The 26,004-nt window shown below is 64.6% G+C and carries 30 protein-coding genes; 11 read left to right on the forward strand and 19 right to left on the reverse strand.

The genetic code is table 11. The annotated features are described in order from the left end of the window. Positions 1 to 2: 2 nt before the first annotated feature. The 11 genes from soxX to ACTJK6_RS21540 form a co-directional block, all read right to left on the reverse strand. A complete protein-coding gene (gene soxX / locus ACTJK6_RS21490; protein ID WP_440840252.1) occupies positions 3 to 653 on the reverse strand; it encodes a sulfur oxidation c-type cytochrome SoxX in 651 nt (216 codons plus the stop codon). A 17-nt stretch (positions 654 to 670) separates the two neighbouring features. After that, a complete protein-coding gene (gene soxA, locus ACTJK6_RS21495) occupies positions 671 to 1,492 on the reverse strand; it encodes a sulfur oxidation c-type cytochrome SoxA (protein ID WP_260780573.1) in 822 nt (273 codons plus the stop codon). 19 nt (positions 1,493 to 1,511) lie between these two features. Beyond that, positions 1,512 to 1,967, reverse strand: coding sequence for a DsrE family protein (locus tag ACTJK6_RS21500; RefSeq protein ID WP_232041337.1), 456 nt, complete (start codon positions 1,965 to 1,967; stop codon positions 1,512 to 1,514). A 16-nt stretch (positions 1,968 to 1,983) separates the two neighbouring features. Continuing rightward, a complete protein-coding gene (gene soxZ, locus ACTJK6_RS21505; RefSeq protein WP_024977295.1) occupies positions 1,984 to 2,295 on the reverse strand; it encodes a thiosulfate oxidation carrier complex protein SoxZ in 312 nt (103 codons plus the stop codon). A gap of 16 nt (positions 2,296 to 2,311) precedes the next feature. Continuing rightward, the gene (soxY, locus tag ACTJK6_RS21510) at positions 2,312 to 2,782 is read right to left on the reverse strand and encodes a thiosulfate oxidation carrier protein SoxY (protein ID WP_252692346.1); all 471 of its coding nucleotides are present in this window, start codon (positions 2,780 to 2,782) and stop codon (positions 2,312 to 2,314) included. Between the two features lie 10 nt (positions 2,783 to 2,792). Next, entirely contained in the window at positions 2,793 to 3,140 is a 348-nt protein-coding gene (locus ACTJK6_RS21515) for a c-type cytochrome (RefSeq protein WP_065858224.1), read from the reverse strand. Between the two features lie 161 nt (positions 3,141 to 3,301). After that, positions 3,302 to 4,189, reverse strand: coding sequence for an EamA family transporter (locus tag ACTJK6_RS21520; protein ID WP_260803934.1), 888 nt, complete (start codon positions 4,187 to 4,189; stop codon positions 3,302 to 3,304). Between the two features lie 122 nt (positions 4,190 to 4,311). After that, the gene (locus tag ACTJK6_RS21525) at positions 4,312 to 5,604 is read right to left on the reverse strand and encodes an NAD(P)/FAD-dependent oxidoreductase (RefSeq protein ID WP_440818929.1); all 1,293 of its coding nucleotides are present in this window, start codon (positions 5,602 to 5,604) and stop codon (positions 4,312 to 4,314) included. After that, positions 5,601 to 5,948 carry a c-type cytochrome gene (locus tag ACTJK6_RS21530; protein WP_440818930.1) on the reverse strand — a complete coding sequence of 116 codons (348 nt, stop codon included), beginning with the start codon at positions 5,946 to 5,948 and terminating at the stop codon, positions 5,601 to 5,603. Before ACTJK6_RS21530 ends, ACTJK6_RS21525 begins: the two co-directional genes overlap by 4 nt. Positions 5,949 to 6,081: 133 nt before the next feature. Continuing rightward, positions 6,082 to 6,900, reverse strand: coding sequence for a BON domain-containing protein (locus ACTJK6_RS21535; protein ID WP_260803936.1), 819 nt, complete (start codon positions 6,898 to 6,900; stop codon positions 6,082 to 6,084). 40 nt (positions 6,901 to 6,940) lie between these two features. Next, entirely contained in the window at positions 6,941 to 7,318 is a 378-nt protein-coding gene (locus tag ACTJK6_RS21540; RefSeq protein ID WP_232041343.1) for a YraN family protein, read from the reverse strand. Positions 7,319 to 7,619: 301 nt separating this feature from the next. Here ACTJK6_RS21540 and rsmI point away from each other — a divergent pair, with 301 nt between their 5' ends. Then, complete coding sequence (gene rsmI, locus ACTJK6_RS21545) at positions 7,620 to 8,522, forward strand: 16S rRNA (cytidine(1402)-2'-O)-methyltransferase (RefSeq protein ID WP_316870556.1); 903 nt, start codon at positions 7,620 to 7,622, stop codon at positions 8,520 to 8,522. 26 nt (positions 8,523 to 8,548) lie between these two features. On the opposite strand, the gene ACTJK6_RS21550 is transcribed toward rsmI, so the two are convergent. Then, the gene (locus tag ACTJK6_RS21550) at positions 8,549 to 9,283 is read right to left on the reverse strand and encodes a septal ring lytic transglycosylase RlpA family protein (protein ID WP_232041345.1); all 735 of its coding nucleotides are present in this window, start codon (positions 9,281 to 9,283) and stop codon (positions 8,549 to 8,551) included. A gap of 201 nt (positions 9,284 to 9,484) precedes the next feature. Between ACTJK6_RS21550 and ACTJK6_RS21555 the strand changes: the two genes are divergently transcribed. The 3 genes from ACTJK6_RS21555 (at position 9,485) to ACTJK6_RS21565 (ending at position 11,410) form a co-directional block, all read left to right on the forward strand. After that, positions 9,485 to 10,141: an MBL fold metallo-hydrolase gene (locus ACTJK6_RS21555; protein WP_414561258.1), complete on the forward strand. Its 657-nt coding sequence runs from the start codon at positions 9,485 to 9,487 to the stop codon at positions 10,139 to 10,141. Further along, positions 10,138 to 10,869: an exonuclease gene (locus ACTJK6_RS21560; RefSeq protein ID WP_232041347.1), complete on the forward strand. Its 732-nt coding sequence runs from the start codon at positions 10,138 to 10,140 to the stop codon at positions 10,867 to 10,869. Before ACTJK6_RS21555 ends, ACTJK6_RS21560 begins: the two co-directional genes overlap by 4 nt. A 274-nt stretch (positions 10,870 to 11,143) precedes the next feature. After that, a complete protein-coding gene (locus ACTJK6_RS21565; RefSeq protein WP_313903712.1) occupies positions 11,144 to 11,410 on the forward strand; it encodes a hypothetical protein in 267 nt (88 codons plus the stop codon). 125 nt (positions 11,411 to 11,535) lie between these two features. On the opposite strand, the gene arsC is transcribed toward ACTJK6_RS21565, so the two are convergent. The 4 genes from arsC to alc all read right to left on the reverse strand — a co-directional run bounded on the left by arsC (position 11,536) and on the right by alc (position 15,035). Beyond that, the gene (gene arsC, locus ACTJK6_RS21570; RefSeq protein WP_322018709.1) at positions 11,536 to 11,886 is read right to left on the reverse strand and encodes an arsenate reductase (glutaredoxin); all 351 of its coding nucleotides are present in this window, start codon (positions 11,884 to 11,886) and stop codon (positions 11,536 to 11,538) included. Between the two features lie 248 nt (positions 11,887 to 12,134). After that, positions 12,135 to 13,409 (reverse strand): M20/M25/M40 family metallo-hydrolase, encoded by a 1,275-nt coding sequence (locus tag ACTJK6_RS21575; protein ID WP_343620507.1) that lies wholly within the window; start codon positions 13,407 to 13,409, stop codon positions 12,135 to 12,137. A 91-nt stretch (positions 13,410 to 13,500) separates the two neighbouring features. After that, positions 13,501 to 14,028, reverse strand: coding sequence for an ureidoglycolate lyase (locus ACTJK6_RS21580; protein ID WP_232041351.1), 528 nt, complete (start codon positions 14,026 to 14,028; stop codon positions 13,501 to 13,503). After that, positions 14,025 to 15,035 carry an allantoicase gene (gene alc / locus ACTJK6_RS21585; RefSeq protein ID WP_260803943.1) on the reverse strand — a complete coding sequence of 337 codons (1,011 nt, stop codon included), beginning with the start codon at positions 15,033 to 15,035 and terminating at the stop codon, positions 14,025 to 14,027. Before alc ends, ACTJK6_RS21580 begins: the two co-directional genes overlap by 4 nt. A gap of 344 nt (positions 15,036 to 15,379) precedes the next feature. Between alc and ACTJK6_RS21590 the strand changes: the two genes are divergently transcribed. Genes ACTJK6_RS21590 through ACTJK6_RS21600 form a run of 3 tightly spaced genes read left to right on the forward strand, consistent with a single transcriptional unit; the run spans position 15,380 to position 18,044 of the window. Beyond that, the gene (locus ACTJK6_RS21590) at positions 15,380 to 16,720 is read left to right on the forward strand and encodes a C4-dicarboxylate transporter DctA (RefSeq protein ID WP_232041353.1); all 1,341 of its coding nucleotides are present in this window, start codon (positions 15,380 to 15,382) and stop codon (positions 16,718 to 16,720) included. 37 nt (positions 16,721 to 16,757) lie between these two features. Beyond that, on the forward strand, positions 16,758 to 17,453 hold the full coding sequence (locus ACTJK6_RS21595) for a GntR family transcriptional regulator (protein WP_024977277.1): 696 nt from the start codon (positions 16,758 to 16,760) through the stop codon (positions 17,451 to 17,453). Between the two features lie 6 nt (positions 17,454 to 17,459). After that, complete coding sequence (locus ACTJK6_RS21600; protein ID WP_440840138.1) at positions 17,460 to 18,044, forward strand: IMPACT family protein; 585 nt, start codon at positions 17,460 to 17,462, stop codon at positions 18,042 to 18,044. Here ACTJK6_RS21600 and ACTJK6_RS21605 read toward each other — a convergent pair. Together ACTJK6_RS21605 and ACTJK6_RS21610 are read right to left on the reverse strand one after the other, a co-directional pair. Next, the gene (locus tag ACTJK6_RS21605; protein WP_440840139.1) at positions 18,041 to 18,472 is read right to left on the reverse strand and encodes a hypothetical protein; all 432 of its coding nucleotides are present in this window, start codon (positions 18,470 to 18,472) and stop codon (positions 18,041 to 18,043) included. The two genes, ACTJK6_RS21600 and ACTJK6_RS21605, sit on opposite strands and share 4 nt — an antisense overlap. Before the next feature lie 112 nt (positions 18,473 to 18,584). Beyond that, complete coding sequence (locus ACTJK6_RS21610) at positions 18,585 to 19,496, reverse strand: LysR family transcriptional regulator (protein WP_004628698.1); 912 nt, start codon at positions 19,494 to 19,496, stop codon at positions 18,585 to 18,587. Positions 19,497 to 19,841: 345 nt separating this feature from the next. Here ACTJK6_RS21610 and gcl point away from each other — a divergent pair, with 345 nt between their 5' ends. From gcl to ACTJK6_RS21630, 4 genes are all read left to right on the forward strand, one after another. After that, positions 19,842 to 21,617 carry a glyoxylate carboligase gene (gene gcl, locus ACTJK6_RS21615; protein ID WP_440840140.1) on the forward strand — a complete coding sequence of 592 codons (1,776 nt, stop codon included), beginning with the start codon at positions 19,842 to 19,844 and terminating at the stop codon, positions 21,615 to 21,617. Positions 21,618 to 21,660: 43 nt separating this feature from the next. After that, on the forward strand, positions 21,661 to 22,443 hold the full coding sequence (gene hyi, locus ACTJK6_RS21620) for a hydroxypyruvate isomerase (protein ID WP_440840141.1): 783 nt from the start codon (positions 21,661 to 21,663) through the stop codon (positions 22,441 to 22,443). Between the two features lie 626 nt (positions 22,444 to 23,069). Further along, positions 23,070 to 23,981, forward strand: a complete 912-nt coding sequence (gene glxR, locus ACTJK6_RS21625) for a 2-hydroxy-3-oxopropionate reductase (RefSeq protein ID WP_232041358.1) — start codon at positions 23,070 to 23,072, stop codon at positions 23,979 to 23,981. Between the two features lie 77 nt (positions 23,982 to 24,058). Then, positions 24,059 to 25,378, forward strand: coding sequence for a glycerate kinase type-2 family protein (locus ACTJK6_RS21630; protein ID WP_232041359.1), 1,320 nt, complete (start codon positions 24,059 to 24,061; stop codon positions 25,376 to 25,378). Here ACTJK6_RS21630 and ACTJK6_RS21635 read toward each other — a convergent pair. Beyond that, the gene (locus tag ACTJK6_RS21635; protein ID WP_440840142.1) at positions 25,368 to 25,715 is read right to left on the reverse strand and encodes a hypothetical protein; all 348 of its coding nucleotides are present in this window, start codon (positions 25,713 to 25,715) and stop codon (positions 25,368 to 25,370) included. The genes ACTJK6_RS21630 and ACTJK6_RS21635 overlap by 11 nt on opposite strands. Between the last annotated feature and the right edge of the window lie 289 nt (positions 25,716 to 26,004).

A 26,004-nucleotide genomic window follows, 5' to 3' on the forward strand; every position in this document is an offset into this window, starting at 1 on the left:
GCTTACTGGTTCACTGGCGAGGCCGGATCGAACAACAACGCCATCACATCGCGGATCTGCTGCTCGGTGAGGATGCCCTTGTGCCCGAAGCGCGGCATGTTGGAGCACGCCGCATACGCGTTGGAGTTGTAGATCTTGCCCCAGGTGTAGCGCAGGATCGCTTCCGAATCGCCACGCAGCTTGCCGTACTGATACAGCGAGGGGCCGATGGTGCCGTACGACACCTCGTCTTTCGACAGGCGGTGGCAGGCGTAGCAGTTGGCGCCGTTCGCGCCGCCGGCCGGGTCGGAGAACTGCATGCCGCGGCCGCTCTGCGCGGTCTTCTCGCCTGCCTTCCAGTCGCCCAACCACTTGTTGTCTGCGGGGTAGTGGATGGTCTTGAGCTGTGCGTCTTCCAGCTTCTTGGCCACGGCGGCGGGCACGGCGTTGCGGTCGGCAAACTGGCTGCAGATCTTCTGCACGTCGTCGCGCTCGGTCACGCCTTCCACGGTGGCCGGGCCCTTGGAGACAAAGCTCTCGTGGATAACCTTGGCGAGGGCTGCGTCTGCCTTGGCATCGGGCTTGGGCGGGGTGACGGCCTTGGCGGGTGCCGCATCGGCGGCATGGGCAGCGCCTGCAACGATGGCCAGGGCGATGAGGGTCAGTCGGATCATGTGCGGCATGGTCGGCCTCATCGTTTGATGGACGGCGCGTCCATCTTGCCGCCGTTGGCGTTGCGGGCGAGGAACATCTCCAGCGCGGTGATCACCTCGCTGCCGTAGAGCGGTTCCGGAAAGCGCTGCTGGCGCAGGCAGTCGTACAGGCGGTGCTGCATCGTGCGTACCTCGCCCTGCGAAACGCGATAACCCGGCCATGTGGAATACGCATAGCGCGCGCCGTCGGCGGTCAGCAGGTCGGGCAGGTCTTGCAGGCGGATGCGCAAACCCGGCTGGGCATGGCACGTGGCGCAGGCAAAGTCATAGGCGCCGCCACGGTAGAAGAACATGCGGCGGCCGAGTTCATACACGCGCTTTTCTTCTGGGTGGGCGAGCGGAATGTCGATGGCCGCGCCGCGCGATTCCGAAGCCACGTACGCGATCAGCCGTTCAATGTCCGACGCCTTGCCCGGCGACGAGAACGGACGGGCTGATGCCTCTTCCTTGGTCAGCCCCTGCAGCGTCATGCGGCAATACATGAGGCGCTGTTCGGCGTCCATCACGCGGCCGGTGTCCTTAAAGAAGCGCGGCAGCTTGGCGTAGGCGCCCTTCACCACGCCGGGGCCGAGGCCCAGGTCGCACGCTTCAAGCGAGGCCTGCTTGGGGCCGGCGGGCTTCTTCCAGAGTTCTTCGCCGGCGGCTTCCCAGAGTTCGGCCGGGTTGCCGTCGGCCAGCATTTCGCGGTACTGCGCGATGCCGGCGGCGGTGCTGTCCTTGGTGTCCTGGGCGTTGGCGGCCAGCGTCAATCCGCCGGCCAGGGCCACGCCCAGCAACTTCGTCCATGTCTTGTGTTTCACGGTCCCCTCCGTGGGTCGCCTACGGTTTGATATAGGCGAAACCTTCTTCCTGCTGCAAGCGGGTGATTTCCACCACGCCGGCCGGCACCACCTTGGCTTCGAGCAGCAGCTTGTCTTCCGGCACCTTGAAGGCCATCAGCGAGTTGTGGCACACGCGAAACTCCACGCCCATGCTGGCCAGCGCCGCCACCGGCGCGTCGAAGGTGCGGCCCTGCGCATCTTTGGCGCCTTCAACGAGAAACTCAATGCCGTGCCCGAACGCCACCACCACGATCTTCGTGCCGGGTGCGCCGTTCAGGTGGTTGCGCAGGTTGCCGATGGCGCGCACGGCCTGGTCGATGCCTTCGCTCAACTGGTAGACGACCTTGTAGCGGGCACCGGCGCCACCAGCGCGCGGGGCGTTCTGGGCAGCGGCCTTGCCGGCCACACCCAAGGCCGCCAGCGCGGCGGTCACACGAAAGAAGCTGCGTCGCATGTGGGCCTCCTGGCGCTTACTGGATCGACGTCTCGTCGGTGCGCTTGTCGCCGTGGTTGTCCACCCACGTGACCGTCACCTTGTCGCCCTTGGCGCCGCCCTTGAACTTGAAATTGAGGAACGGATCTTTCGACACGGCCGGGCCGAACTGCGCGTCGAGCACCGTCTTGCCGCTGTGCAGCACCGTCACGTTGGTGATGTGCCAGGCGGGCACGACCTTGCCGGACGCGTCTTTGCGCTGGCCGGTTTCCATGTCGTGCTTCATCAGGATCTTCACGTCGGTGGTGCCGCCGTTTTCCATCGCGCGAATGCGCATCGGGTCTGCCATGTTGTTCTCCTGATGTTTAACCGCCGCAGCCACCAAGGGTGACCTTCACTTCCTTGCTCGCGAGCACCCACTTGCCGTTGGCGCGCACGGCGGCGTAGACCTGCGAGGTCTCGCCCATCTTCACGCGCGTGCTGACAAACGGGTCGGTGCCGGCCGGAATGGCGAACGTGGCGGCCAGCGTGTTCGGGTTCTTTTCCACCAGGATGGCGATGAGGTCGGTGCCTGGCAGCGTGCTCGTCACGACCAGCGGCACCACGGCGCCGTTTTCGGCAATGTCCGGTGCGGTGAGCTGGATGCCGGCGCCGCCCTTGTCGACAGCGCCGCCGCCCAGTTGCTTGAGCACGTCGTTCACGCCCTTCACGGCAAACGCGGCCTTGTTCCATTCGGCCGCCTGGGCCGGCGTGGCAATGCCGGCAGACACCAGCAGCGCCATCATGGCGCCGGCGCGCAGCACGTCGCGGCGGCTCAGGTTGATTGCGTCATTCATCGTGCGTTCCTCACTTGGCCGGGGCGCCCGCGAGCACCCAGTCGATCACGGTTTTCAGATCGGCATCGGCAATCTTGGGATTGGCCGGCATCGGGATCTGGCCCCAGTTGCCCATGCCGCCTTCGCGCACCTTCTTGATGAGCCTGGCTTGTGCGCCGGCATCGCCCTTGTACTTGGCGGCAACGTCCTGATAGGCGGGGCCGACGAGCTTGCGGTCGACGGCGTGGCAGCCCATGCAGGCGTTCTGGTTGGCGATGGACAGGGCGCGGGCAGCATCAACGGCAGCCAGCGCGGGCGTGGCGGACAGCGCCAGGCCGGCCAGCACCGCCGCAGCGGCGAGCGTGGGGGCGAACTTCATGTGGTCTCCAGAAGACGAGGCTGCCCGCATGCGTGTGCGGGCGAAATGGCGGGAATCGGACCCGGTATTGTGCCCGAAACGGGCCAAATCCTATGTCGCGCCCACAGCAAAACGCCCGGTACCTTCCGGCCCGGGCGCTTGTTTGAGCGGGGATGCGGCGATCAGGCCATTGCCCGCCGTGCCGCCAGCCGGCCACCAAACACGTTGAGCAACAGCCCGGCCATGACCACGGCGCCGCCCAGCCATTGGGCGGGCACCAGGCGCTCGCCAAGCAGCACGGCGGCCGACACCAGCCCCACCACCGGCACCAGCAGCGTGAGCGGCGCGACCTGGCTGGCCGCATAGCGCGCCAGCAGGCGGCTCCACAGGCTGTAGCCGAAGATGGTGGCGCCAAAGGACAGGTAGACGATCGCCCCGATGCTCGACGCGCTGATGTTCGCCAGGCTATGCGCAATCTGCTCCGGCCCCTCCAGCCAGTAAGACAGCAGGAAGAACGGAACGGGCGGAATGGCCGCGCCCCACACCACCAGGCTCACCACATTTACCGGCCCGACGCGCTTGGTGACGATGTTGCCGCTGGCCCACGAAAACGCCGCGCACAGCGTCAGCAAGAAGCCGGCGGTGGTCATGCCCGTGGCCGAACCGCCGCCTGCCATGCCGATGACGGCCAACCCGCCCGCAGCCACCGCCATGCCGGCCAGATGGAACCAGCGGATCGGCTCGCGCAACACGATGGCGGCAATCGTCAGCGTAAAGAACGCCTGCGACTGCAGCACCAGCGAGGCCAGCCCCGCCGGCATGCCCACGTACATGGCCGAGAACAGGAACGCGAACTGCCCGAAGCTGATGGTGGCGCCGTAAGCCACCAGCCACTTGAGCGCGATCTTGGGGCGCGGCACGAACAGCACGGCCGGGAACGCGACCAGCGCAAAGCGCAGCGCACCCAGCAGCATGGGCGGCACGCCGTGCAGGCCCACCTTGATGACGACAAAGTTGACGCCCCACACCAGCACAACGGTCAGGGCCAGCAGCAGATCCTTGGGAGACATGATGATCGGAAGGTTCAGACGGCCGCCCGTGCGGCCACATGACGCACTGTAGGCGCCGGCCGCTGACGCGACTTGCACAATCTTGCGCATTGTTTGTGCCGGGCGCCGCCGCCTTGCCTTCCCTAACCCAGCATGTCCGACCAGATGGCGCGGCTCCAGCCCTGAGCCAGCTTGCCCTCGGTTGCCGAAGGTGCATCGGAGAGCCCACCGGCGCCGGGCACCGTCACCATGGTGTGCTCGGCCGCGTCGTAGCGGTGGACGGTTACCACGTGCATGGCCTCGTCGGGCGTGGCGAAGCTGTAGCAGGTGTTCGTATACAGCGGCGACGCATCGGGCGCGTGCCCGGCCAGCATCGCCACCACGGCGGCGGCGGCCACCTTGCCGTGCTGGTTGGCCATATGGCCCGACTTGGGCATCAGCGGCGCGGTCTGGATGGCATCGCCAATCACATGCACGCCCGGTGCCACCTTCGATTCAAACGAGAGGAAATCCACTTCGCACCAGCGCCCGTTGGCCGTCGCCAGACCGGCCTGCACGGCGATTGCCCCGGCGCGCTGTGGTGGGATCAGGTTGACGACATCGGCCTGCACGTCGTCCTGCACATCGAACTTGAGCACGCGGCCCGTGGCATCGATGTCGACGGCGTTGTATTGCGGGCGATATTCAATGTGCTGCGGATAGCGCTCGGCCCACACGCGCTTGAACAGCGCGCCCTTGGAGGTGACGTCGTCGTTGGCATCGAGGATGAGCACGCGCGAATCGGGCTTGGCGCGTTGCAGCCAATGGGCGATGAGGCACGCGCGCTCGTACGGCGCGGGCGGGCAGCGGTACGGCGCCAGCGGAATGCTGATCGCCACCGTGCCGCCGTTGGGCATGGCTTCGAGCCGATGGCGCAGCGCCAGGGTCTGCATGCCGGCCTTCCAGGCGTGCGGCGCTTGCGCGGCGGTGGCCGCATTGGCGAGACCGGGAATTGCCCCCGGCACGAAGTCGATACCGGGCGAGAGAATCAGCCGGTCGTAATCGAGCGTGCCGCCGCCGGTCAGCCGCACCTGCTTGGCGGCCAGGTCGATGGCCGATGCGCGGTCGCGCACCCACCGCACGCCGTGGCGCTCGACCAGCGCGTCATACGGCACGGTGATCGACGCCATGTCACTGTTGCCCGACAGCACGAGGTTCGACAGCGGGCACGAGACGAACGCGGCGTTCGGCTCAACCAGCGTCACGTCGACATGGCTACCGGAAAACACGCGCACGTACTTGGCCGCCGTTGCGCCGCCATATCCGCCCCCAACTACGACCACACGCGCATTGCGCGCGCCCGACAGCGATGCACATGCGGCCAGCGGCCCGGCCAACGCGGTTGCCCCGAGCGCGCGCAAGATTGCGCGTCGATCCTTGCGCAGCCATTCGCTCATGGCGCCTCCTGTGGTTGGCGCGACAGCCAGCCGGCAATGGCGGCGATCTGCGCATCGTCATAACCGCGCGCGATCTGGCCCATCACCGTGGAGGGGCGCGTGCCGTTGCGGAATGCCTGCATTGCGTCGATCAGCTCGGCCTGCGAGCGGCCTGCCAGCGGTTGCAGCGTCTGCGCGGTCAACTTGGCACCGGGCGCGGTATCGGCGTGATGGCAGCTGGCGCACGTGGCGGCCCAGGTGCGGGCCTGCAGGTTGGAGGGTGGGCGATCGGCCGCATGGGCCGCATGAGCCGTGAGCAGCGCCGCAAGCAACGCTGCGGCGGCAAGGCGATGGACGACGGGCATCGGGGGGCTGCGAAGTCGCGGAAGCGTCATACGCTAACACGCACGGCGCGCCGTGGGCCCGGTGATGCGTTCAGCCAACAAAAAACGCAGCGCGGTGGCTGCGTTTCTTACATTGCGATGTAGCCGAGACGGCTTAAGGCAGTTGTTTGCCCGGCGGCAGCGCCGGCGAGTTGGTCGGCGACACGGTCACGCCAGGCGAGGCCGAGGTGACGGGCGCCGGGGCCTGCGTGGCCGTTGGCGTACCCTGCGCCGGCGCCGGCGTGCCTTGCGACGCATCGGGCGCGGTCGACGGGTTGGTCGACGTTGCATTGGCGTCCAGACGCTTGCGCTCGTCTTCGCTCACATAGTCGAACACCTTCACGACCTTGTTCACGCCGCTCACGGTGCGCACGGCTTCGGTGGCCTTGTTGCCTTCGGCCTCGGTCACCACGCCCATCAGGAAGACGGTCTGCGCTTCGGTCGTCACCTTGATGGAGTTCCAGGGCACGCCTTCGGTGCCGGCCAGCACGCTCTTCACCTTGGTGGTGATGTACGTGTCATTGGTGCGCGAGCCGAACGTGCTCGACACCGGCGTCACGACGATCTCGTTGACGACCTCACGCGCGTTCTGCAGCTTCTGCGCGTATTGGCCGATCTCCTGCTTGGTCTGCTCGGTGCCGGCTTCGCCGGTCAGCAGGACCTTGCGGTTGTAGACCGTCACGTTGACGTGGGCACGGCCGTCGTAGCGCGAGATCAGCGTGTTCTCGGCTTCCATCTGCAGGCCGCGGTCGATGGTCTGGGTGGCGGTCGGGCGGCGGTCGGTGGCAAGCGCCACGCCGCCGGCCACGGCGCCTGCAAACAGCGGGAAGCAGGCGGTCAACTGCGTGGCGGTAACGCCGGCCAGGGCGGCCAGCACGGCGGTGCGCGTGACCGTGCGACGGAAACGGGCAAACGTAGGCGACGAGAGTTTCATGCTGTCCTTGAATGAAGTCCGGATGAAAGAAGAGCGAGGTTTAGGCGTCTGCACCAAAGGCATCGCGCATCCATTCGATACGCGCACCGTCGATGGCGATGACGTCAAAGCGGCAGGCCGGCACATCTTCAACCTGCCGCGCGAGAAAATCTTCAGCCGCGGCAATCAGGCGCCGCTGCTTGGCGGGCGTGACACTCGCCGCCGCCCCGCCGAAGCGCTGCGTGGAGCGCGCCACGCGGGCACGCACCTCAACGAATACCAGGGCGCCAGCCGCATCGCGCATCACCAGATCGATTTCACCGCCCTTGCAGCGATAATTGCGGCTGACCACGGCCAAGCCGCGTGCCTGCAAGTAGCGCAGCGCGCGGTCTTCACCGGCTTCACCGGTGGCGGCTGTGATGGGCTGCGGCGCATGCATTCGCGGTTTGAACCTAGGGCCTGTCTTCATATGAAACGTGCGCGCGCAAGGGGAATCTGGGTCGCAGGGCTCGGCGCGGCCGGCGCCGCTTGGTCGTTCCAAGCAAGCCGGCTGCAACAACGCCGTGTGACCCAAATTCCCCTTGCCCTCCGGGTTGACCCAAGCCGGGGCCATCTACTTTGTCGGGCACCTTGCAAAGGGAATTACCCTTTGCGGCGGAACCCTTCGCGTATCTGACCCCGGCTTGGGTCAACGCGCGTACGTTTCATATGAAGACAGGCCCCAACCAAGAGAAGTTCTCGTGAGTGATCCTGACTGGACCCTGCTGGCGCACGACCAGCACTATCCCGCCGGCGCATTATATGTGGTGGCCACCCCCATCGGGAACGCTGCCGACGTGTCGCTGCGGGCGCGCTACGTGCTGGGCATCGTCGACGCGGTGGCCTGCGAAGACACGCGCAACACCGGGCAACTGCTCAATCGGCTGGGGCTGTCGCGACCGATGCTCGCGGCGCACGAACACAACGAGCGCGAGGCCGCTGCGCGCATCGTCGCGCGCCTCGCACAGGGCGAGCGCATCGCCTATGTGTCCGATGCGGGCACGCCGGGCGTGTCGGACCCTGGCTCGCGCATTGTCGAGGCGGTGCGCGCTGCAGGCCAGCGCGTGATTCCGCTGCCGGGCGCCAGCGCCGTGGTGACGGCGCTTTCTGCCGCCGGGGAATTGCTCGACACGTCCGGTGGGCAATTCACCTTCGTCGGCTTCCTCCCGCCCAAGGCCGGGCAACGCGACGCGGCCATCCGTCAATGGGCGGCGCACGGGCCGGCGTGGGTTCTCTACGAGGCACCGCATCGCATCGAGGCCACGCTCGCCGCATTGGCAGAACACTTGCCCGCCCGACGCCTCCTGATCGGTCGCGAGTTGACCAAGCTGTTCGAGCAGATCGTCGTGCTGCCTGCTGCGGAGGCACCCGCATGGCTTGCCGCCGATGCCTCGCATGGCAAGGGCGAATTCGTATTGGTGGTGGAAGGCGCAGGCGCGCAAGACGCGGCACCGACCGCCATGGCAGCCGATCAGGTCTTGCGTCTGCTGTTGGCCGAGCTGCCCGCCAAGCGCGCAGCCAAGCTGGCTGGAGCGATTACGGGGGCGCCCGTCGACGCGCTATATCAAAGCGCGCTGGCGTTGAAAAACGAGAGGAAGGACTGAGGCAGGAAGGCGGCCGAATCAGCGGCTCAGCGGTGGTGCCTGACGCGACGCTTGACCGCTTTCTTCTTCACCGGTGCCGGTTCATCGCCACCCACATCGGCATCACCATCGTTGCTGGCGACATCGGTTTGCGTCAGCTCAGGGCGCAGCGCTTCGACTTCAGCGCGCGACAGTCGGCGGATTTCCACCTGCGTTGAACCGCGCTTGACGAAGTCGAGCCGCTTGGCAGCGGCGTACGACATGTCGAGGATGCGCTTGCCATAGTACGGGCCGCGATCCGTCACCTTGGCCACGACCACACGATCATTGGCGAGGTTGCGCACGAGCACCCAGCTCTGCAGCGGCAGGGACGGATGCGCCACCGTGAAGGCGTTCATATCGAAGCGCTCGCCACTGGCGGTGCGGCGGCCGTGGAAGCCGCGGCCGTACCACGAGGCCAGGCCGCGCTGCTCAAACGTGCCGAGGTCGGCGCGCAGGCCGGGGCTCGTATCGGTGTTCTCGTCGAGCTTCAGGCTGCTCGAATCAGGCGCGCCGCGGAACGACAGCGTGCCCCAGGCATCGGGGTTGTCGCGCGGGTCGGCCACCTTCAAGGTGGGCGCTGCGGGCTTGCTGGCCTGAAGGCCGGATTGCCCACCCGCGGGCGGCTCGCCAGGAACGGCGGCACAGCCCGCCAGCACCAGCAGCGCGGCGCCATGCGTCAGCCAGGCACGCAGCGTGCGGCCGGCCGAATGGCTGGAATTGAGGTGGGTCAACTTAAGCATGGGCGCGAGTCTAACATGCATGCTTCGATCGATTATTTACATTTCCTATTAAAACGATCACATCATGCTGTCATCTCGCACCAATTTTGTAATATTTTCTTTCCGATGTAACAGCGCACCCCGCGAGCCCAGTGCTGGCGCGGGCTCGGGCCGATACAATCGGGTTATCCCTGCCATGTGCAAATGCGCACAAAAAATCACATGAAAGTCGTTGTCGTTCCCGTTACGCCGTTTGAACAGAACTGCACGCTGCTGATTGGCGACGATGGCACAGCCGCCGTCACCGACCCGGGCGGCGACATCGAACGCATCCTGGCTGCCGCCGAGCAGCACGGCGCACGCATCGAAAAGATCCTGCTCACGCATGGCCACGTCGACCACTGCGCCGCCGCCGATGCGCTGCGCACACAGCTTGGCGTGCCCATCGAAGGGCCGCAGAAGGACGAGGCATTCTGGATCGATCAACTGCCGATGCAGAGCCAGCGCTTTGGTTTTCCGCCGGCCAAGGCATTCGTGCCCGACCGCTGGCTGGAAGACGGCGACACCGTGCAAGCCGCCGGCCGCACGCTGCAGGTGTTCCACTGTCCTGGCCACACGCCCGGCCACGTGGTGTTCTTCAGCCCCGAAGACCGCGTCGCCATCGTCGGCGATGTGCTGTTTGCGGGGTCGATCGGCCGCACGGATTTCCCGCGCGGCAACCATGCAGACCTGATCAACGCGATCCGCACGAAGCTCTGGCCGCTGGGCGACGACGTCACGTTTGTGCCGGGCCATGGGCCGGTCTCGACCTTTGGCGATGAGCGTGCGAGCAACCCGTACGTCGCCGATCGCCTGTTTGCCAACGAAGGCTCGGCATGAGCGCAAACACCAACGACAGCGCCAGGGACAGCGCCAACGAGAGCGACGACCCCTTCGCCGACACCGCGCCCGCTGCGCCGGCCGACAAGCCCCGCCGCAAGCGCGGCAACCAGCCGCCCGACACGCGGCCCGAAATCTACGTCAGCACCGACATCGAGGCCGACGGCCCCATCCCCGGACCGCACTCGATGCTGAGCTTTGCCAGCGCAGCGTACCTGGCCGACAAGACGCTCGTCGGCACCTTTGAAGCGAACCTGGAAACGCTGCCCGGCGCAGAAGGCCATCCGATCCAGATGCAATGGTGGAAGACGCAGCCCGAGGCATGGGCTGCGTGCCGCGCCAACCTGGAGGCACCCGAGGTGGCCTTGCCGCGTTACGTGGAGTGGGTCGAGAGTCTGCCGGGCAAACCGGTGTTCGTGGCGTTTCCGGCGGGCTTCGATTTCACGTTCATGTTCTGGTACATGATGCGTTTTGCGGGGCGCTCGCCGTTTGGCTGGGCGGCGCTCGACATCAAGACGCTGGCCTTTGCGCTCACGGGCATGCCCTATCGGCGCAACGTCAAAGCGGCCTTTCCCGAGCACTGGCACGACCCGCTGCCGCACACGCACATCGCGCTGGATGACGCAAAAGAGCAAGGCGCCCTCTTCTGCAACATGCTGGCCGAATTGCGCAAACGCGAAGCCGAGCGCGCCGCCGCACAATTGCCCCACCAATCTGCTCAGGATTGAGCGCCGGACACATCACGCATCTGGCGAAGACCCGCACGCGGTTTGCCTCTTGCCCGCGTGATGCGCGCACCATGCCGCAACGCAACTTGCGGCGCCACAAACCCCCGTCTACGCTGGGCTTGTGCGAGCGACCAGACGACTGCGCCACCCGGCGCCGACAAGCAAAGCCACTCGCATACGCCATTTGCTTGCCGTATCGTTTTCGGGCCGCACGTGCCCCCGACGCCGGTGCGTGCCGGCGTCGGCTATCAGCCAACAACGGGGAGGTACCGCGATGCGATTTTCCCGTGACGCGTTTGACACGCAACACTGGCGAGCGATGACGGAGCGCTTGCATTGGCATCGCAAATCCTCTGCGAAGGCGGTTCCGTTGAGCATGCGTGCGCAGCATCTGCATCACACGCACAGCAACGCGCACCACGACGCAGACGTCATGAAAGTCGCCATGGTCTCGACCGCGGCGGCGCTGGCAGTGGTGCTTGCTGCCCTGCTGGCAGTTGGATTCGGGTCAGAAATGGCCCGATGGATGGGCCTGGAATAAACCGGTGCCCTTGCGCGTCTTGACGGACGCAGCCCCGGCCCTCGCGCAAAGCGAGATACGGCCACCCCTGAACGGCCTGTCCGATGGAAATCGGCAGGCCGTTCAACTTTGGGTGGCGCGGTGAGTTACTTCAGGAACGCCTCAAGCGCTTCGGGCGTGCGACCGATGGTGGCGCGACCGTTGCGAACGAGCACCGGGCGCTGCAGCAGCTTCGGGTGGGCTGCGATGGCCTTGAGCAGCGCGTCGTCTGACGTATCGGCCAGATTGAGCTGCGCGTATTCGTCTTCGTTTTCGCGGATCAGGCTGCGCAGCGGTGTGTCGAGTTGCGCTGCGAGCTGCTTGAGGTCGGCCAGCGTGGGCGGCGTGGTCAGGTATTCGATGACGTCGAGTTGTTCGCCGTTTTTCGCCGCGAAGGATTGGGCTTGTTCGAGCGCAGTGCGGGATTTGGAGCAGCGGGGGTTGTGGTAGATCTGCATGGTTTTTGGGGCTTTGGTGCTGGCTTGGATGTGGTGTGCCGCAATCTTAAGGGGTGGCGGTTGGGTGGGGGTTTCGTTGTTGGTGTTGGGGGGATTCGTGCTTTTTTGTTTTTTGTGGTGCATCCCTTGTTTCATCCCCTGCTGGGACCGAAAGAGGGATGAACCACCAACGCACAAACCCAAAACCCAAAAAACAAAAGGGCCGACCAACGTCGACCCCACAAACCAAAGCCATCAAGCAATATGAATCACCCGCCCAACAACTCCCCCACAGCACACCCCACCACCACAGTCGCGCCCCGCAGATCATTCAACCGCAGGTTCTCATCCGTGTTGTGTCCCCGCGCTTCCATCAACGTACGCGGGCCCGCGCCATACAGAACCGTCGGCACGCCATGCGCCGTGTAATGCCGTGCGTCGGTATACAGCGGCACGCCATGCACCGGCACATCGCCACCAAACACCGCCAACGCATTCCGTCGCAGCGCGCCAATCAGCGCGTCTACGCCAGGCAGTTCGGCAAGCGGCTCGGCCAACAGGATGCGTTCCACCGAAACCTCGATCCCCGGCCGCTCTGCCGCCGCACGCTCGATCACCGCGCGCAGTTCGCCCTCTGCATCTCGCCCGGCTTCTTCAGGAATCATCCGGCGGTCCACGCGGAACGTCACCAGATCGGGCACCACGTTGGTGTTGATGCCGCCCTGGATCAACCCGACGTTGAGCGTTGCGTGGTCGATGCCCGGCACGGCGGATTTGCGCGTTGCGAGTTCCGCGCGATAGGCATACACGGCCTGCAGGATATGCGTGGCCGCTTCGATGGCATCGATGCCCGTATGCGGCATGGCGGCGTGCGCCTGCCTGCCGCGCACCGTCACCTGCACGTGCAGGCAACCGTTATGCGCCGAGGTGATGCCGTACGCAAAGCCAGCGGAGATGGCGTAATCGGGCTTGCTCAAGCCTTGATCCAGCAGCCACTTGGGGCCGATGTCGCCGCCGGTTTCTTCGTCGTACGTGAAATGCAGTTCGACCGTGCCGTTGAGTTTGGCGCCGCGCTTTTCCGCTTCGATCAGCGCAAGCAGCGCCCACGTGTACGTGGCGAAGTCCGACTTGGACACCGCCACGCCGCGGCCGAACATGGTCGGGCCGTGTTCGGTCTCGACGATCTCGCCGCCGTATGGGTCGTGCGTCCACCCCAGGCCTGGCGGGACGACGTCGCCGTGTGCGTTCATGGCGATCGTGGGGCCGCCGCTGCCGAACGTGTGGCGTACGATCAGGTTGGTGGCGCTGACCATGCCGGCGGCACGGACCTGCGCCTGCGGCACGGCATGTGCCTCGACCGTCAGGCCCAGCGCTTCCAGCAGTGCCTTGGCGCGCGCGGCATGCGGGGCGCAATCGCCGGAGGGGTTATCCGACGGCACCTTCACCAGCTCGCGCAGGAAATCAATCTGCTGCGCGTGCGCGGCTTCGACAAATGCGCGGATGTCCGCATCGATGCCGGGGTTGGCAAGTTGGGCCTGGGTCATGTCGATGTCTCGCTGATTGGGTAGGACGGAGATTGAAAGTGACTGAGCCCCCGTTGTGCGGGGGCTCAGGATCGGCACGATGACGCGATGCTTACAGCGCGGCCTGCATGGCCTCGGCGGTCAACCACACCGATTCGGCCAGGTCTTGCTCGTCGCAGTTATGGCCTTCGCCACCACGATCGACAACGAGGAAATCGCTCACCTCGCCCAGGGCCAGCAGCGGGTGGTGCCACACGCCGCGCGCGTAGTTCACGCCTTGCCAGCCGCGCGAGACGAACGCGCGCAACTTCGACGGGTCCAGCTCGCCGGCCGGCGCCACAACCACCAGATACGGCTTGTCGTTCTGCGGGATGAAGGCCTGGCTGCCACGCGGGTGGCGCTCCAGCATCTTGACCTCAAACGGCAGCGTGCGCGGCTGACCACGGAACAGGCTGATCAGCGCACGGCCGCCCTCGCCCACGTCCACGTTGGCGAGGTCATGAAAGCGGATGGTCGTGCCCTGGTTGATGGGGAATTGCTTGGCCCCGTCCAGCTCGATCACGTCGCCGAACGGCGCGAAGGCTTCGCGCGTGAGCGGCTCGATGGTCAGCGCAATGCGTGCTGCGGTCTCTTGACTCATTCGAGCACCCCCCACAGGCGCAGACGCGACACGCCGCCGTCCGGGAACATGTTGAAGCGCACGTGCGTGACGATGCCGAGATCGGCGATTTCCGCTTCGTAGTAGTGCTGCAGATCCATCTGCAGCTTCTGCTCGGGCAGCAGCGTTTGCCAGAACATCGCCTGCGTCTTCAGTGAGCTGTCGGTGCCGCCCACCACGCGCGCGGCCTGGATGGAAACGCGGTCAGCAAAGTTGCCCTTGAAGTGCGCGGTGTCGACTTCGATCTTGCGGATGCGGCCCGGGTTGGCCAGCGCGATCACGCACCAGTCGTTGCCCGGTTCGCGGCGGCGGCGCGTTTCCCAGCCGTCGCCCATGTTCACGCCGCGGCCCGGCATCAGCATGCGCGAGGCCGGCCCGAAGTGTTCATTGTTGGCTTCCACCACATAGGCGCCGTTTTCCATGGCGGCCAAGTCGAACAGCTTGGTGCGATCCGCGCCCTTCCAGTCGACTTGCGGCTGCCCGTACACGCGCAGGCGCGCGATGCCGCCGTCCGGGAAGATGTTCACGCGCAGGTGCGTGAAGGCCTGCGTGTTCATCACGGCCACGTAGGCGTGGCTGTTGCCTTGCAGCGTGGTCGACGGAACGATTTCAGTCCACTGCGTGGCCTCGGTCGGTTCGCCATCCGGCAGATAAGCGGCTTCAATGGAAGCGGCCGGCGGGAAGTTGCCGGTGAAGTGGCTCGTGTCGATATCGACACCCTTCACGACGCCGGGGCGGGCCAGGCGGACGATGCAGTGGTCATAGCCGCCGTTACGGCGACGGCGCGTTTCCCAGCCATCCATCCACTTGCCGTGGTCGTCGTATTTGCCCGGAATGAACACCGCCGGCTCGGGGTTGAGCATGCGGTCTTTCGGCGCGAAGAATTCGTCGGTCGCGAACGTGGCCTCTGCGCCAAGGCGGGGGTCCGCCAGGTTCGGATATCGGCGCGTGAAATCCGGCGCGTTCGGATCGAGCGTGGGCATCGCCATGTGGAACTCCTTGGTGTTTTGTCTCTGGATGTTATACGGCCGGCCCATCGAACAAAAACAGCGAGTAAGGACACTCGAAACTGTAGCGATGGGAACGCCGGAAGTGCAGCGTAAACGGCGGAAGCACAAGGCTTCGCGGGACTGCATGAGTCGATCCTAGCATGTGAATTCAAAAATTGCATACAAAAATTGGATCGCCTATGATGCCGTCAACGCTCAACAATTCATCGCGACAATTTGTTGCGACGCAGCGAGCGAAACAAGGCCGTGACGACAATCGCAACCAACTGAATTAGACGATTGGGCACGGCTTGAGACACCAGTAATCCAAAGGAGGATTCACCATGCAACGCTTTACGCGCCCGTTGTTCGGGCAGGTTTTGATTGCCCTGGCGTTGGGCATCGCGCTGGGCATCTGGGCGCCGGAGTTTGCCCAGAAACTGCAGCCGCTCGGCGATGGCTTTCTGAAGCTGATCAAGATGCTGATCGCGCCGATCGTGTTCTCCGTGGTGGTGGTGGGGATCTGCGGTGCCGGCGAGCTGAAGAAGGTTGGGCGCGTAGGCGGCAAGGCCGTCATCTACTTTGAGATCGTCACGACGATTGCGCTGGCACTGGGCATTGCGCTGGCCTATCTGTTCGGCCCGGGCCACGGTATGAATGTGGACCCGAAGACGCTCGATCCGGCAGCCATGGCGTCGTACATGACGACCGCCAAACAGGTGGAATCGACCGGCGTGGCAGCGTTCTTCCTCAAGCTGATTCCCGATACGTTCGTCAGCGGCTTTGTGAAGGGCGACATCCTGCAGGTGCTGCTGGTGTCGATCCTGTTCGGCTGCTCGCTGTCGCTGCTGGGTGAGCGGACCAAGCCGCTGGTCAACCTGATCGACCAGCTCTCGCATGTGCTGTTCCGCATGATGGCCGTGATCATCCGTCTGGCACCGCTGGGCGTGCTGGGCGCGGTGGCCTTTACCGTCGGCAAGTACGGTGCGGGCTCGCTCAAGCAGCTTGGCTTCCTGGTGCTGCTGTTCTATGTGGCCGTGGCACTGTTCGTGTTCGTCGTGCTCGGCACCATCCTGCGCATGGCCGGCTTCAACATCTTCAAGCTGATCCGCTTCCTGCGCGCCGAACTGCTGGTGGTGCTGGGCACGGCATCGTCCGACGCGGTGCTGCCGTCCATCATGAACAAGCTGGAGAAGATGGGCATCAAGCGCTCGGTGGTCGGCCTTGTCATCCCGACGGGCTACTCGTTCAACCTCGATGCGTTCTCGATCTACCTGACGCTGGCCGCCGTGTTCATCGCGCAGGCGACCAACACGCCGCTGGCGCTGCAGGATCTGCTGCTGATCCTGGGCGTGGCGCTGGTCACCTCCAAGGGCGCGCACGGCATTCCTGGTTCGGCCATCGTGATCCTTGCGGCCACGCTGTCGGTCATTCCGGCCATTCCGGCGATCGGCCTGGTGCTGGTGCTTTCCGTCGACTGGTTCATCGGCATTGCCCGTGCGCTGGGCAACCTGATCGGCAACTGCGTCGCCACGGTGGTCATCGCCGCGTGGGAGAAAGACATCGACCGCGTGCGCGCCAATGCGGTGCTCGACGGCAAGATCGACATCACCGAAGAAGGCGAGGCGATTGCGCACGGCCACGGTGTGGCTGCACAAGCCGCCCACACGCTGCCGCATGCCTGAAGCGGCGCTGCTGTCGGACGGCGGTAAAATCGGCACCATGACCGAAACCACCGCCGCCGACATCTCCTCCGAAGGCATTGCCGACGACATCGCCCAGGCGATCGTCGCGCATCGGCTGCCGCCGGGCACCAAGCTGCGGGAAGAGGCGCTGGCGCGGGTCTACCACGTCAGCCGCACGAAGATTCGCGCAGCGCTGCTGATGCTCGCAAAGGACAAGCTGATCCGCATGGAGCCGGATCGCGGTGCGTTCGTTGCCAAACCTGACGAGACCGAGGCGCGCGAGGTGTTTGCCGTACGCCGCGTGCTGGAAGTCGCGCTGGTGCGCGAGTTCATCGCCAAAGCGACGCCGGCCGACTACAAGCGGCTGGAGAAGCACCTGGCCGAAGAACACAAGGTGGCGGCAAGCGGCGACTTATCTGACGTCCCGCGCCGCAATCGCCTGATGGCCGACTTTCACCTCCTGATGGCCGACGTGGTGGGGAATAGCGTGCTCAAGGAAATGCTGTATGAGCTTTCCGCCCGCAGCTCGGTGATCACGATGATGTACCAGTCGACGTACGACGCCGTGCGTTCGTCCGACGAACACACTGCTTTCCTGGACGCCGCCAAGCGCGGCGACGTGGAAGGCGCCATCGCACTGATGGAAGAGCACATGGCGCACACCGAGGCGTCGCTCAAGTTCGAATCGCCGGGCGGCCGCGCGACGGATCTCGTAGCCGCTCTCCTAGCCTGATCGCGCGTGCCGACGTACACGCTGCGCGCGCCGGTTTCCGCCGAGCTGGAAATCAAGAAAAGCCGCTTTATCGGGTTGGCCGTGCCGGTGGAAGACCGGGCTGCCGCCATGGACGTGATTGCACGCCTGCGCGCCGAACACCCCGCTGCCACGCACGTCTGCTGGGCGCTCCTGGCAGGTGGCCAGTCAGGCATGTCCGACGATGGGGAGCCCTCTGGGACGGCGGGGCGCCCCATTCTGGAAGTGCTGCGCCATCACGATCTGGATGGGACGCTGGGCGCCGTGGTGCGTTACTTCGGCGGCGTGAAGCTCGGCGCCGGCGGTCTGGTGCGCGCCTACACGGATGCCATTGCCACCGCCCTCATGCAGGCCGAACGCGTGGAGCGCATCGCCAGCACCACGCTCACCCTCGCCACCGATTACGCCGATGAGGCGCGAATCCGCCGCTGGATCGACGATGGCGGGTATGCGCTCGTCGATGCTGCGTACGATGCAGGTGTCACGCTCACGGTGCGGTTGCCGGTGACGGACGAGGCCGCCGCGCGGGTCACGCTGCGGGATCTGACGCAGGGGCGTGTGGTGATTACCTAGCGCTTACGCTCGGGAGCGAGCGGAGCGGCGGGCGCGGAGCCCGGGCAACACGGGTTCTGGCAGTCCGGTTGGAAAACAACGTAGGCGGCGGTCGGCATTTTCGGGGCGACGCCCTCGCGTTCAGCGGCACGCAGATGCGTATCGGCTTCGGACGACTCGACTTTCTCGCCCTCGATTCCGACAGCGTCCAGCACGGCCTGGATGCTTCTGAGGCGCAGCACTGCCAGCTCTGGGTCGGACGCAGGCTCCGACGCCTCCCGCAAGCGCACCCGGTACTTGCCGCCGCTGCGAAAATCTTCTTTGAGCTGCGAATCCCATTCCGCCAGTTTCAGGATTTCGGCGGTCGGCAGCGCAGACTCGCCGGGCGAGAAGACCAGCGGGTGCTCAAGCCCGGTCAGATCGCACGCCAGGGCGGAGGTGCTGAGCATGAGAGCGCCGAGAACTGCAGTTCTGTGTAGCATCTTCCGTCTCCGGCATTGAGCGCGCCACCCGCGATGCGTCTGATGACAAGTTTAGGAACCGTCATCCATTTCCGCACGGTCAACGCGTTCGCGACCAATACCCCGCCTGCCCGTACACCGTCTTCAGGTGCTCGATAAAGAACCGGATCTTTGCCGGCACCGGCCGCTGCTGCGGGTACACGGCAAGGATGTCGTAGTCGGGCAGCGCGTAGTCGTCGAGCACCGTCATCAGCGCGCCGGATTCCAGCTCAGGCTGGATCTCCCACGTTGAGCGCCAGCCCAGGCCCAGGCCTTCGCCCATCCAGCGGTGCAGCAGTTCACCGTCGTTGCAGTCGAGGTTGCCGTTCACCTTCACGGTGACGGCCTTGCCGTTCTGCTGGAAATACCAGCCGCGCTGCTGACCGCCCTGCAGGTTGAAGGCGAGGCAGTTATGGCGCGCGAGGTCATCCAGCGTGCGCGGCACCCCGTGCTTGGCGAAGTACGCAGGCGTGCCGCACACCACGCGCTTGTTCGACGCCAGGCGGATCGCCACGAAGTTCGGATCGATCGCGCCACCAATGCGGATGCCCACGTCGTAGCCTTCGCGCACGAGGTCGACCACGCGGTCGGTCAGGTTGAACGAGATGCGCACGTCGGGGTTGGCACGCAGGAAGTCCGGGGCGTGCGGTGCGACGTGCTTGCGGCCGAACGCAGCCGGCGCCGAGACGATCAGGTGCCCGGTCGCCTTGTGACGGCCTTCGGCAACCAGCAGCTCCGCGCGGTCCAGCTCGCCCAGCGCCTTCTTGCACTGTTCCATGAAGACCGCGCCCTGCTCCGTCACCGCAATGCGGCGAGTCGACCGGTGCAGCAGCTTCACGCCCAGGCGGGCCTCCAGCGCGTTGATGCGGCGTCCGATCATGACGGGCGTCACGTCTTGCGTGAGCGCGGCGGCGGCCATGCTGCCGTGTTCCACCACGGCGATGAACGCTTCGATCTGCTTGAGCTTGTCCATTCCATCATTCCAGTTCGCAATGTCTGACCATTTTAGTGAGCATTCCGTACCAGGATTGCGGCTTTCTGGCGCATATCACCTGTGACGAATGGCAAAAATAGTGGACGCCGATGTGATCGATGCGAGCGGGCCGCGCCCCATTGCTGCGTCGCATCAAAGCGCCTGAAAGCGTTTTGAATTCAAGGTTTTCCGGCATATTGGCTGCCTTGGTATTGGTGCAGCACGCAAATCCATTCAGTATTCTCAGTTAGCAATCAACTGACGAAATCTGCGTTTATCCATATCGGCATGCGGGAATAGGATCGGCTCCAACTGATTCCCACCTTCCATTCCTGGAGACACCCCATGCCGAAGATGAGAGCGATTGATGCCGCAGTTGCGGTGATGGAAAAAGAAGGCATCACCACCGCCTTCGGCGTGCCTGGTGCCGCCATCAACCCGTTGTACTCGGCGCTGCGCCGCGCCGGCAACATTGACCACGTGCTGGCCCGCCACGTTGAAGGCGCCTCGCACATGGCCGAGGGCTACACCCGTGCGGAGCCGGGCAACATCGGCGTGTGCATCGGCACGTCGGGCCCCGCCGGCACCGACATGATCACCGGCCTGTACTCGGCCTGGGCAGACTCGATTCCCATCCTGTGCATCACGGGCCAGGCACCCCGCGCCCGCCTGTACAAGGAAGATTTCCAGGCCGTCGACATCGAGTCGATCGCCAAGCCGGTCACGAAATGGGCCGTCACCGTGCGCGAGCCGGCGCTGTTGCCGCGCGTGTTCCAGCAAGCCTTCCACCTGATGCGCTCGGGCCGCCCGGGCCCTGTGCTGATCGACCTGCCGTTCGACGTGCAAGTCGCCGAAATCGAATTCGACCCCGACACGTACAGCCCGCTGCCGGTCTACAAGCCCGCGGCCACGCGTGCCCAAGCCGAGCGCGCCATCGCGATGCTGTGCGAAGCCGAGCGCCCGCTGCTGGTGTGCGGCGGCGGCGTGATCAACGCCGATGCGGCCAAGCTGATGGTCGAGTTTGCCGAGCTGGTGAACGTGCCGGTGGTCCCGACGCTGATGGGCTGGGGCGTGCTGGCCGACGACCACCCGCTCAACGCCGGCATGGTCGGCCTGCAAACGTCGCACCGTTACGGCAACGCCACGCTGCTCGCATCCGACTTTGTGTTCGGCATCGGCAACCGCTGGGCCAACCGCCACACCGGCAGCGTCGACGTGTACACCAAGGGCCGCAAGTTCATCCACGTCGATATCGAACCGACCCAGATCGGCCGCGTGTTCGGGCCGGACCTGGGCATCGTTTCGGACGCCAAGGCGGCACTGGAGAAGTTCATTGAAGTCGCGCGCGAGCTGAAGGCCGCCGGCAAGCTGCCGTGCCGCAAGCGCTGGAACGCCGACGTGCAGAAACGCAAGCGCACGATGCTGCGTCGCTCGGACTTCGACAACGTGCCCATCAAGCCGCAGCGCGTGTACCGCGAGATGAACCAGTACTTCCCGCGCGACGTTCGCTATGTGTCGACCATTGGCCTGTCGCAGATCGCTGCCGCGCAGTTCCTGTCGGTCAACCAGCCGCGCCACTGGATCAACTGCGGCCAGGCAGGCCCGCTGGGCTGGACGATTCCCGCCGCCATCGGCGTGAAGGTGGCCTCGCCCAACAGCGACGTGGTGGCCATCTCGGGTGACTACGACTTCCAGTTCATGATCGAAGAGATGGCGGTGGCCGCGCAGTTCAAGGTGCCGTACATCCACGTGGTGGTGAACAACTCGTACCTGGGGCTGATCCGCCAGGCGCAGCGCAACTTCGACATGGACTACTGCGTCCAGCTCGCCTTCGACAACGTCAACGCACCCGAGCTGAACGGCTACGGCGTCGACCACGTGAAGGTGGTGGAAGGCCTGGGCTGCAAGGCAATCCGCGTGTTCAAGCCCGAAGACATCGAACCCGCCTTCGCGCAGGCCCGCCTGCTGATGGCCGAGTTCTCGGTGCCGGTGATGGTGGAAGTGATTCTCGAGCGCGTGACCAACATCGCAATGGGCACGGAGATCGACAACGTGGTCGAGTTTGAAGAGGTGCTCGACCTGGAAGACACCCTCACGGAAGCCGAAGGCGTCACCGCATAAAGACGGCGCGTCGTTCCCTCACCGTCCGATAACAGGAGAAACCATGACAAAGCTGGCAGCCAACCTGACCATGCTCTTCAACGAGCAGGCCTTCCTCGACCGCTTCGAAGCCGCCGCGCGTGCGGGCTTCCGCGGTGTGGAGTTCCTGTTCCCCTACGCGTTTCATGCCGACCAGATTGCCGATCGCCTGAACCGCTTCCAGCTCGACCTGGTCCTGCACAACCTGCCGGCCGGCAACTGGGACGGCGGCGAGCGCGGTATCGCCATCCTGCCGGATCGCGTGAGCGAGTTTCAGGACGGCGTGGGCGAAGCCATCAAATACGCCAAGGTGCTCGGCGTGAAACAGCTCAACTGCCTGGTGGGCATTCGCCCCGAAGGCGTGAGCGAAGACGCTGCGCGCAAGACGCTGGTGGAGAACCTGAGGTTTGCGGCGAAGGCACTGAAGGCCGAGAAGATCGACCTGCTGATCGAGCCGATCAACACGTTCGATATTCCGGGCTTCTACCTGAACCGCACGCAGCAGGCGCTGGACCTGATCAACGACGTGGATGCGTCCAACCTGTACGTGCAGTACGACATCTATCACATGCAACGGATGGAAGGCGAAGTGGCTAGCACGCTGAAGCGCCATCTGGACAAGATCAAGCATGTGCAGTTGGCGGACAACCCCGGGCGCAATGAACCGGGGACTGGCGAGATCAACTATCAGTTCTTGTTCAAGTGGCTCGATGAGATTGGTTACACCGGGTGGATTGGGTGTGAGTACAAGCCTAAGGCTGGGACTGTGGAAGGCTTGGGCTGGCGCGCTGCGCACAACGTTGCTTGAGACTTTTGTTTCGGTTTGGTTTTGCTCCGGTGGTTCATCCCTTGTTTCATCCCCTGCCGGGGCTGACTCACTTTCTTTGTCTTGCCAAAGAAAGTAAGCAAAGAAAGGCGCGCCCGAGATGGCGAAGGATTCCTTGAATTTCTGTCGCAGGGAGGGAGGAGAGGCAAACTCGCTTCGCTCAAACAGCCTCCCCTCTTTTTCCTCCCTGCAACAGAAATTCAAGGCGCCATCTAGGGCTCCAACGGCCACACCATCGACCACAAGTGCAGTAGGAACCAGCAGCACAACGCGAAGCAAAGCGAGCAACAACAGCACCAAACGAGAGCCAGCTGGGACAGCGCACAGATTGTGTGGCCGTACCCTGCCCTAGATGGCGCCTTGAATTTGTGTAAGCGGGCGGAAAAAGGAAGGAGGCCTGTCTGAGCGCAGCGAGTTTGCCTCCTTCCCCGCACGGTTACACAAATTCAAGGAAGGGGTCGCCATCTCGGGCGCGCCTTTCTTTGCTTACTTTCTTTGGCAAGACAAAGAAAGTGAGTCGCCCCCGGCAGGGGGTGAAAGAGAGTGGACCACCAAGGCCCAATCCAACAACCAACGAACCAACACCCAAACCAAGGAGATCCCTCACCATGGCAAACAATCTCAACCTCGGTTTCATCGGCCTCGGCATCATGGGCGCCCCCATGGCAGGCCACCTGCGCGCCGCCGGCCACACGCTGTTCGTGCACGACGTCAACCCGGCCCCGGCCGCGCTGGTGGAAGCCGGCGTGACGGTCTGCACGAGCGCCGAGGAAGTCGCCAAGCGCGCCGACATCATCTTCATCATGGTGCCGGACACCCCGCACGTTGAAGCCGTGCTGTTCAGCGAGAAGGGCGTCGCCAAGGCGCTGAAGGATGCCGGCAAGGACGCTGCTGCCAACAAGATCGTCGTCGACATGAGCTCGATCTCGCCGATCGCGACGAAGGACTTTGCAGCCCGCATCAACAAGACCGGCGCGCAATACCTGGACGCTCCGGTGTCGGGTGGCGAAGTGGGCGCGAAGGCCGCATCGCTGACGATCATGGTGGGCGGTGAGCAGGCTGCGTTCGATCGCGTGGCTCCGTTGTTCAACCTGATGGGCAAGAACATCACGCTGGTCGGCGGCAACGGCGACGGCCAAACCACCAAGGTGGCCAACCAGATCATCGTGGCGCTGAACATCCAGGCCGTGTCGGAAGCGCTGCTGTTCGCGTCGAAGGCCGGTGCCGACCCCGCAAAGGTGCGTCAGGCGCTGATGGGCGGTTTCGCTGCCTCGCGCATTCTCGAAGTGCACGGCGAGCGCATGGTCAAGCGTACGTTCGATCCGGGCTTCCGCATCGAGCTGCACCAGAAGGATCTGAACTTGGCACTGCAAGGCGCGAAGGTTCTGGGCGTGGCGCTGCCGAACACCGCCACCGCACAGGAGCTGTTCAACACCTGCGCTGCCAACGGCATGGGCAAGCAAGACCACTCGGCGCTGTGCCGCGCGATCGAGATCATGTCGAATCACGACATCGCCTGAATGCGTGCCTAAGTTGTGTGCACTGTCGCAGCCTTCGGGCGGCGGCAGTTCTTTTTGCTGTCTCCCCGCTTCCTGCCATGCACCACGACCAGTCTGCCCAGGCCGCCCTGCGCGCTGTCTTGCCCAATCCGTCGCCGCGCGCGTTGCTGCACGGCCTGTTTGATACCGCGGTGGCTGCGGTCAGCGCTGCGCAATGCCTGCCTGCATTCCTGCCCGAACCGCCGCGTGGCCGCACCATCGTCATCGGTGCGGGCAAGGGCGCAGCGGCGATGGCCGAGGCGGTGGAGCAGCACTGGAAGGGCGAGCTGTCTGGCCTGGTCGTCACGCGTTACGAGCACGGCCGCGCGCCCGGCACGCAAGGCCGCATTGAAGTGGTGGAAGCCTCGCACCCCGTGCCCGATGCCGCCGGCCAACGTGCCGCGCAACGCATGGTCGGCCTGCTCGAAGGTTTGACGAAAGACGACCTCGTCCTGTGCCTGATCTCGGGCGGTGGCTCGGCCCTGCTGGCTGCACCGGCCGAAGGCTTGACGCTGGCCGACAAGCAGTCCGTCAACCGTGCGCTGCTCAAAAGCGGCGCGAGCATCGGCGAGATGAACTGCGTGCGCAAGCACCTCTCATCGATCAAGGGCGGGCGACTGGCACTGGCGTGCGCACCGGCGCGCGTCGAGACGCTGCTGATCTCCGATATTCCCGGCGATGACCCGACGCTCATCGCCAGCGGCCCGACGCTGCCCGACGCGACCACCTGCGTGGATGCGCTGGCCGTGATCGACAAATACGGCATCGACGTGCCCGAAGCGGTGCGCCGTCATCTGGAAACCGGCGCGGGCGAAACACCCAAGCCCGGCGATGCACGTTTCGAAGGCCATCGCAGCCATGTCATTGCGACAGCGCAGCACGCGCTGGAAGCCGCCGCAGCACAGGCACGCGCGCTCGGTTACGAGGCGCACATCCTGTCGGACAGCATTGAAGGCGAAGCGCGCGATGTGGCCGAAGTGCACGCCGGCATCGTGCGGCAGATCGTGGCGCGCAACCAGCCGTTCACCAAGCCGTGCGTGATTCTGTCGGGTGGTGAAACCACGGTGACGGTGCGCGGTAACGGCCGCGGCGGGCGCAATGCCGAGTTCCTGCTGGCGCTGGGCGTGGCGTTGGATGGCCTGCCCGGTGTGTACGCAATTGCCTGCGATACCGATGGCATTGATGGCTCGGAAGACAACGCGGGTGCGATGTTGACGCCGGATAGTCTCGCGCGTGCTGAAGCGCTTGGGTTGAAGCCGAAGCAGTTGCTCGACAACAACGATGGGTATGGGTTTTTTGATGCGTTGGGCGATTTGATTGTGACTGGGCCTACGCGGACGAATGTGAATGATTTTCGGGCGGTTTTGATTACTGGCTGATGTTGGATTGGGGGGATGGATTGATTGATGTTTGTGGTTCATCCCTTGTTTCATCCCCTGCCGGGGCTGACTCACTTTCTTTGTCTTGCCAAAGAAAGTAAGCAAAGAAAGGCGCGCCCGAGATGGCGAAAGATTCCTTGAATTTATGTCGCAGGGAGGGAGGAGAGGCAAACTCGCTTCGCTCAAACAGCCTCCCCTCTTTTTCCTCCCTGCAACAGAAATTCAAGGCGCCATCTAGGGCAGGAACGTCAACGGCCAAACCGTCGATCACGAGTGCAGCAGGAACCGGCAACACAACGCGAAGCAAAGCGAGCAACACAGCAACAAACGGAGCCAACTAGGACAGCACACAGATTGTGTTGCCGTACCTTGCCCTAGATGGCGCCTTGAATTTGTGTAAGCGGGCGGAACAAAGACGGGGAACTGTCTGAGCGCAGCGAGTCTTCCCCGTCTCCGCCCGGTTACACAAATTCAAGGAAGGGGTCGCCATCTCGGGCGCGCCTTTCTTTGCTTACTTTCTTTGGCAAGACAAAGAAAGTGAGTCGCCCCCGGCAGGGGGTGAAAGGGAGATGGACCACCAAGGTCCGCAAACGCAGCAAGCAATAGCCAGCCCACCGGAGCCATCA

Origin of the sequence: Ralstonia sp. 22086, assembly GCF_052045975.1 — a bacterium.
GTDB classification, from domain to species: domain Bacteria; phylum Pseudomonadota; class Gammaproteobacteria; order Burkholderiales; family Burkholderiaceae; genus Ralstonia; species Ralstonia wenshanensis.

What these genes read in the sequence shown, in the direction of transcription:
- soxX (WP_440840252.1), bottom strand. Translation starts at nt 653, where the DNA reads ATGATCCGACTGACCCTCATCGCCCTGGCCATCGTTGCAGGCGCTGCC.
- ACTJK6_RS21500 (WP_232041337.1), bottom strand. Translation starts at nt 1,967, where the DNA reads ATGCGACGCAGCTTCTTTCGTGTGACCGCCGCGCTGGCGGCCTTGGGT.
- soxZ (WP_024977295.1), bottom strand. Translation starts at nt 2,295, where the DNA reads ATGGCAGACCCGATGCGCATTCGCGCGATGGAAAACGGCGGCACCACC.
- soxY (WP_252692346.1), bottom strand. Translation starts at nt 2,782, where the DNA reads ATGAATGACGCAATCAACCTGAGCCGCCGCGACGTGCTGCGCGCCGGC.
- ACTJK6_RS21515 (WP_065858224.1), bottom strand. Translation starts at nt 3,140, where the DNA reads ATGAAGTTCGCCCCCACGCTCGCCGCTGCGGCGGTGCTGGCCGGCCTG.
- ACTJK6_RS21520 (WP_260803934.1), bottom strand. Translation starts at nt 4,189, where the DNA reads ATGTCTCCCAAGGATCTGCTGCTGGCCCTGACCGTTGTGCTGGTGTGG.
- ACTJK6_RS21525 (WP_440818929.1), bottom strand. Translation starts at nt 5,604, where the DNA reads ATGAGCGAATGGCTGCGCAAGGATCGACGCGCAATCTTGCGCGCGCTC.
- ACTJK6_RS21530 (WP_440818930.1), bottom strand. Translation starts at nt 5,948, where the DNA reads ATGCCCGTCGTCCATCGCCTTGCCGCCGCAGCGTTGCTTGCGGCGCTG.
- ACTJK6_RS21535 (WP_260803936.1), bottom strand. Translation starts at nt 6,900, where the DNA reads ATGAAACTCTCGTCGCCTACGTTTGCCCGTTTCCGTCGCACGGTCACG.
- ACTJK6_RS21540 (WP_232041343.1), bottom strand. Translation starts at nt 7,318, where the DNA reads ATGCATGCGCCGCAGCCCATCACAGCCGCCACCGGTGAAGCCGGTGAA.
- ACTJK6_RS21550 (WP_232041345.1), bottom strand. Translation starts at nt 9,283, where the DNA reads ATGCTTAAGTTGACCCACCTCAATTCCAGCCATTCGGCCGGCCGCACG.
- ACTJK6_RS21555 (WP_414561258.1), top strand. Translation starts at nt 9,485, where the DNA reads ATGAAAGTCGTTGTCGTTCCCGTTACGCCGTTTGAACAGAACTGCACG.
- ACTJK6_RS21560 (WP_232041347.1), top strand. Translation starts at nt 10,138, where the DNA reads ATGAGCGCAAACACCAACGACAGCGCCAGGGACAGCGCCAACGAGAGC.
- ACTJK6_RS21565 (WP_313903712.1), top strand. Translation starts at nt 11,144, where the DNA reads ATGCGATTTTCCCGTGACGCGTTTGACACGCAACACTGGCGAGCGATG.
- arsC (WP_322018709.1), bottom strand. Translation starts at nt 11,886, where the DNA reads ATGCAGATCTACCACAACCCCCGCTGCTCCAAATCCCGCACTGCGCTC.
- ACTJK6_RS21575 (WP_343620507.1), bottom strand. Translation starts at nt 13,409, where the DNA reads ATGACCCAGGCCCAACTTGCCAACCCCGGCATCGATGCGGACATCCGC.
- ACTJK6_RS21580 (WP_232041351.1), bottom strand. Translation starts at nt 14,028, where the DNA reads ATGAGTCAAGAGACCGCAGCACGCATTGCGCTGACCATCGAGCCGCTC.
- alc (WP_260803943.1), bottom strand. Translation starts at nt 15,035, where the DNA reads ATGGCGATGCCCACGCTCGATCCGAACGCGCCGGATTTCACGCGCCGA.
- ACTJK6_RS21590 (WP_232041353.1), top strand. Translation starts at nt 15,380, where the DNA reads ATGCAACGCTTTACGCGCCCGTTGTTCGGGCAGGTTTTGATTGCCCTG.
- ACTJK6_RS21595 (WP_024977277.1), top strand. Translation starts at nt 16,758, where the DNA reads ATGACCGAAACCACCGCCGCCGACATCTCCTCCGAAGGCATTGCCGAC.
- ACTJK6_RS21605 (WP_440840139.1), bottom strand. Translation starts at nt 18,472, where the DNA reads ATGCTCAGCACCTCCGCCCTGGCGTGCGATCTGACCGGGCTTGAGCAC.
- ACTJK6_RS21610 (WP_004628698.1), bottom strand. Translation starts at nt 19,496, where the DNA reads ATGGACAAGCTCAAGCAGATCGAAGCGTTCATCGCCGTGGTGGAACAC.
- gcl (WP_440840140.1), top strand. Translation starts at nt 19,842, where the DNA reads ATGCCGAAGATGAGAGCGATTGATGCCGCAGTTGCGGTGATGGAAAAA.
- hyi (WP_440840141.1), top strand. Translation starts at nt 21,661, where the DNA reads ATGACAAAGCTGGCAGCCAACCTGACCATGCTCTTCAACGAGCAGGCC.
- glxR (WP_232041358.1), top strand. Translation starts at nt 23,070, where the DNA reads ATGGCAAACAATCTCAACCTCGGTTTCATCGGCCTCGGCATCATGGGC.
- ACTJK6_RS21630 (WP_232041359.1), top strand. Translation starts at nt 24,059, where the DNA reads ATGCACCACGACCAGTCTGCCCAGGCCGCCCTGCGCGCTGTCTTGCCC.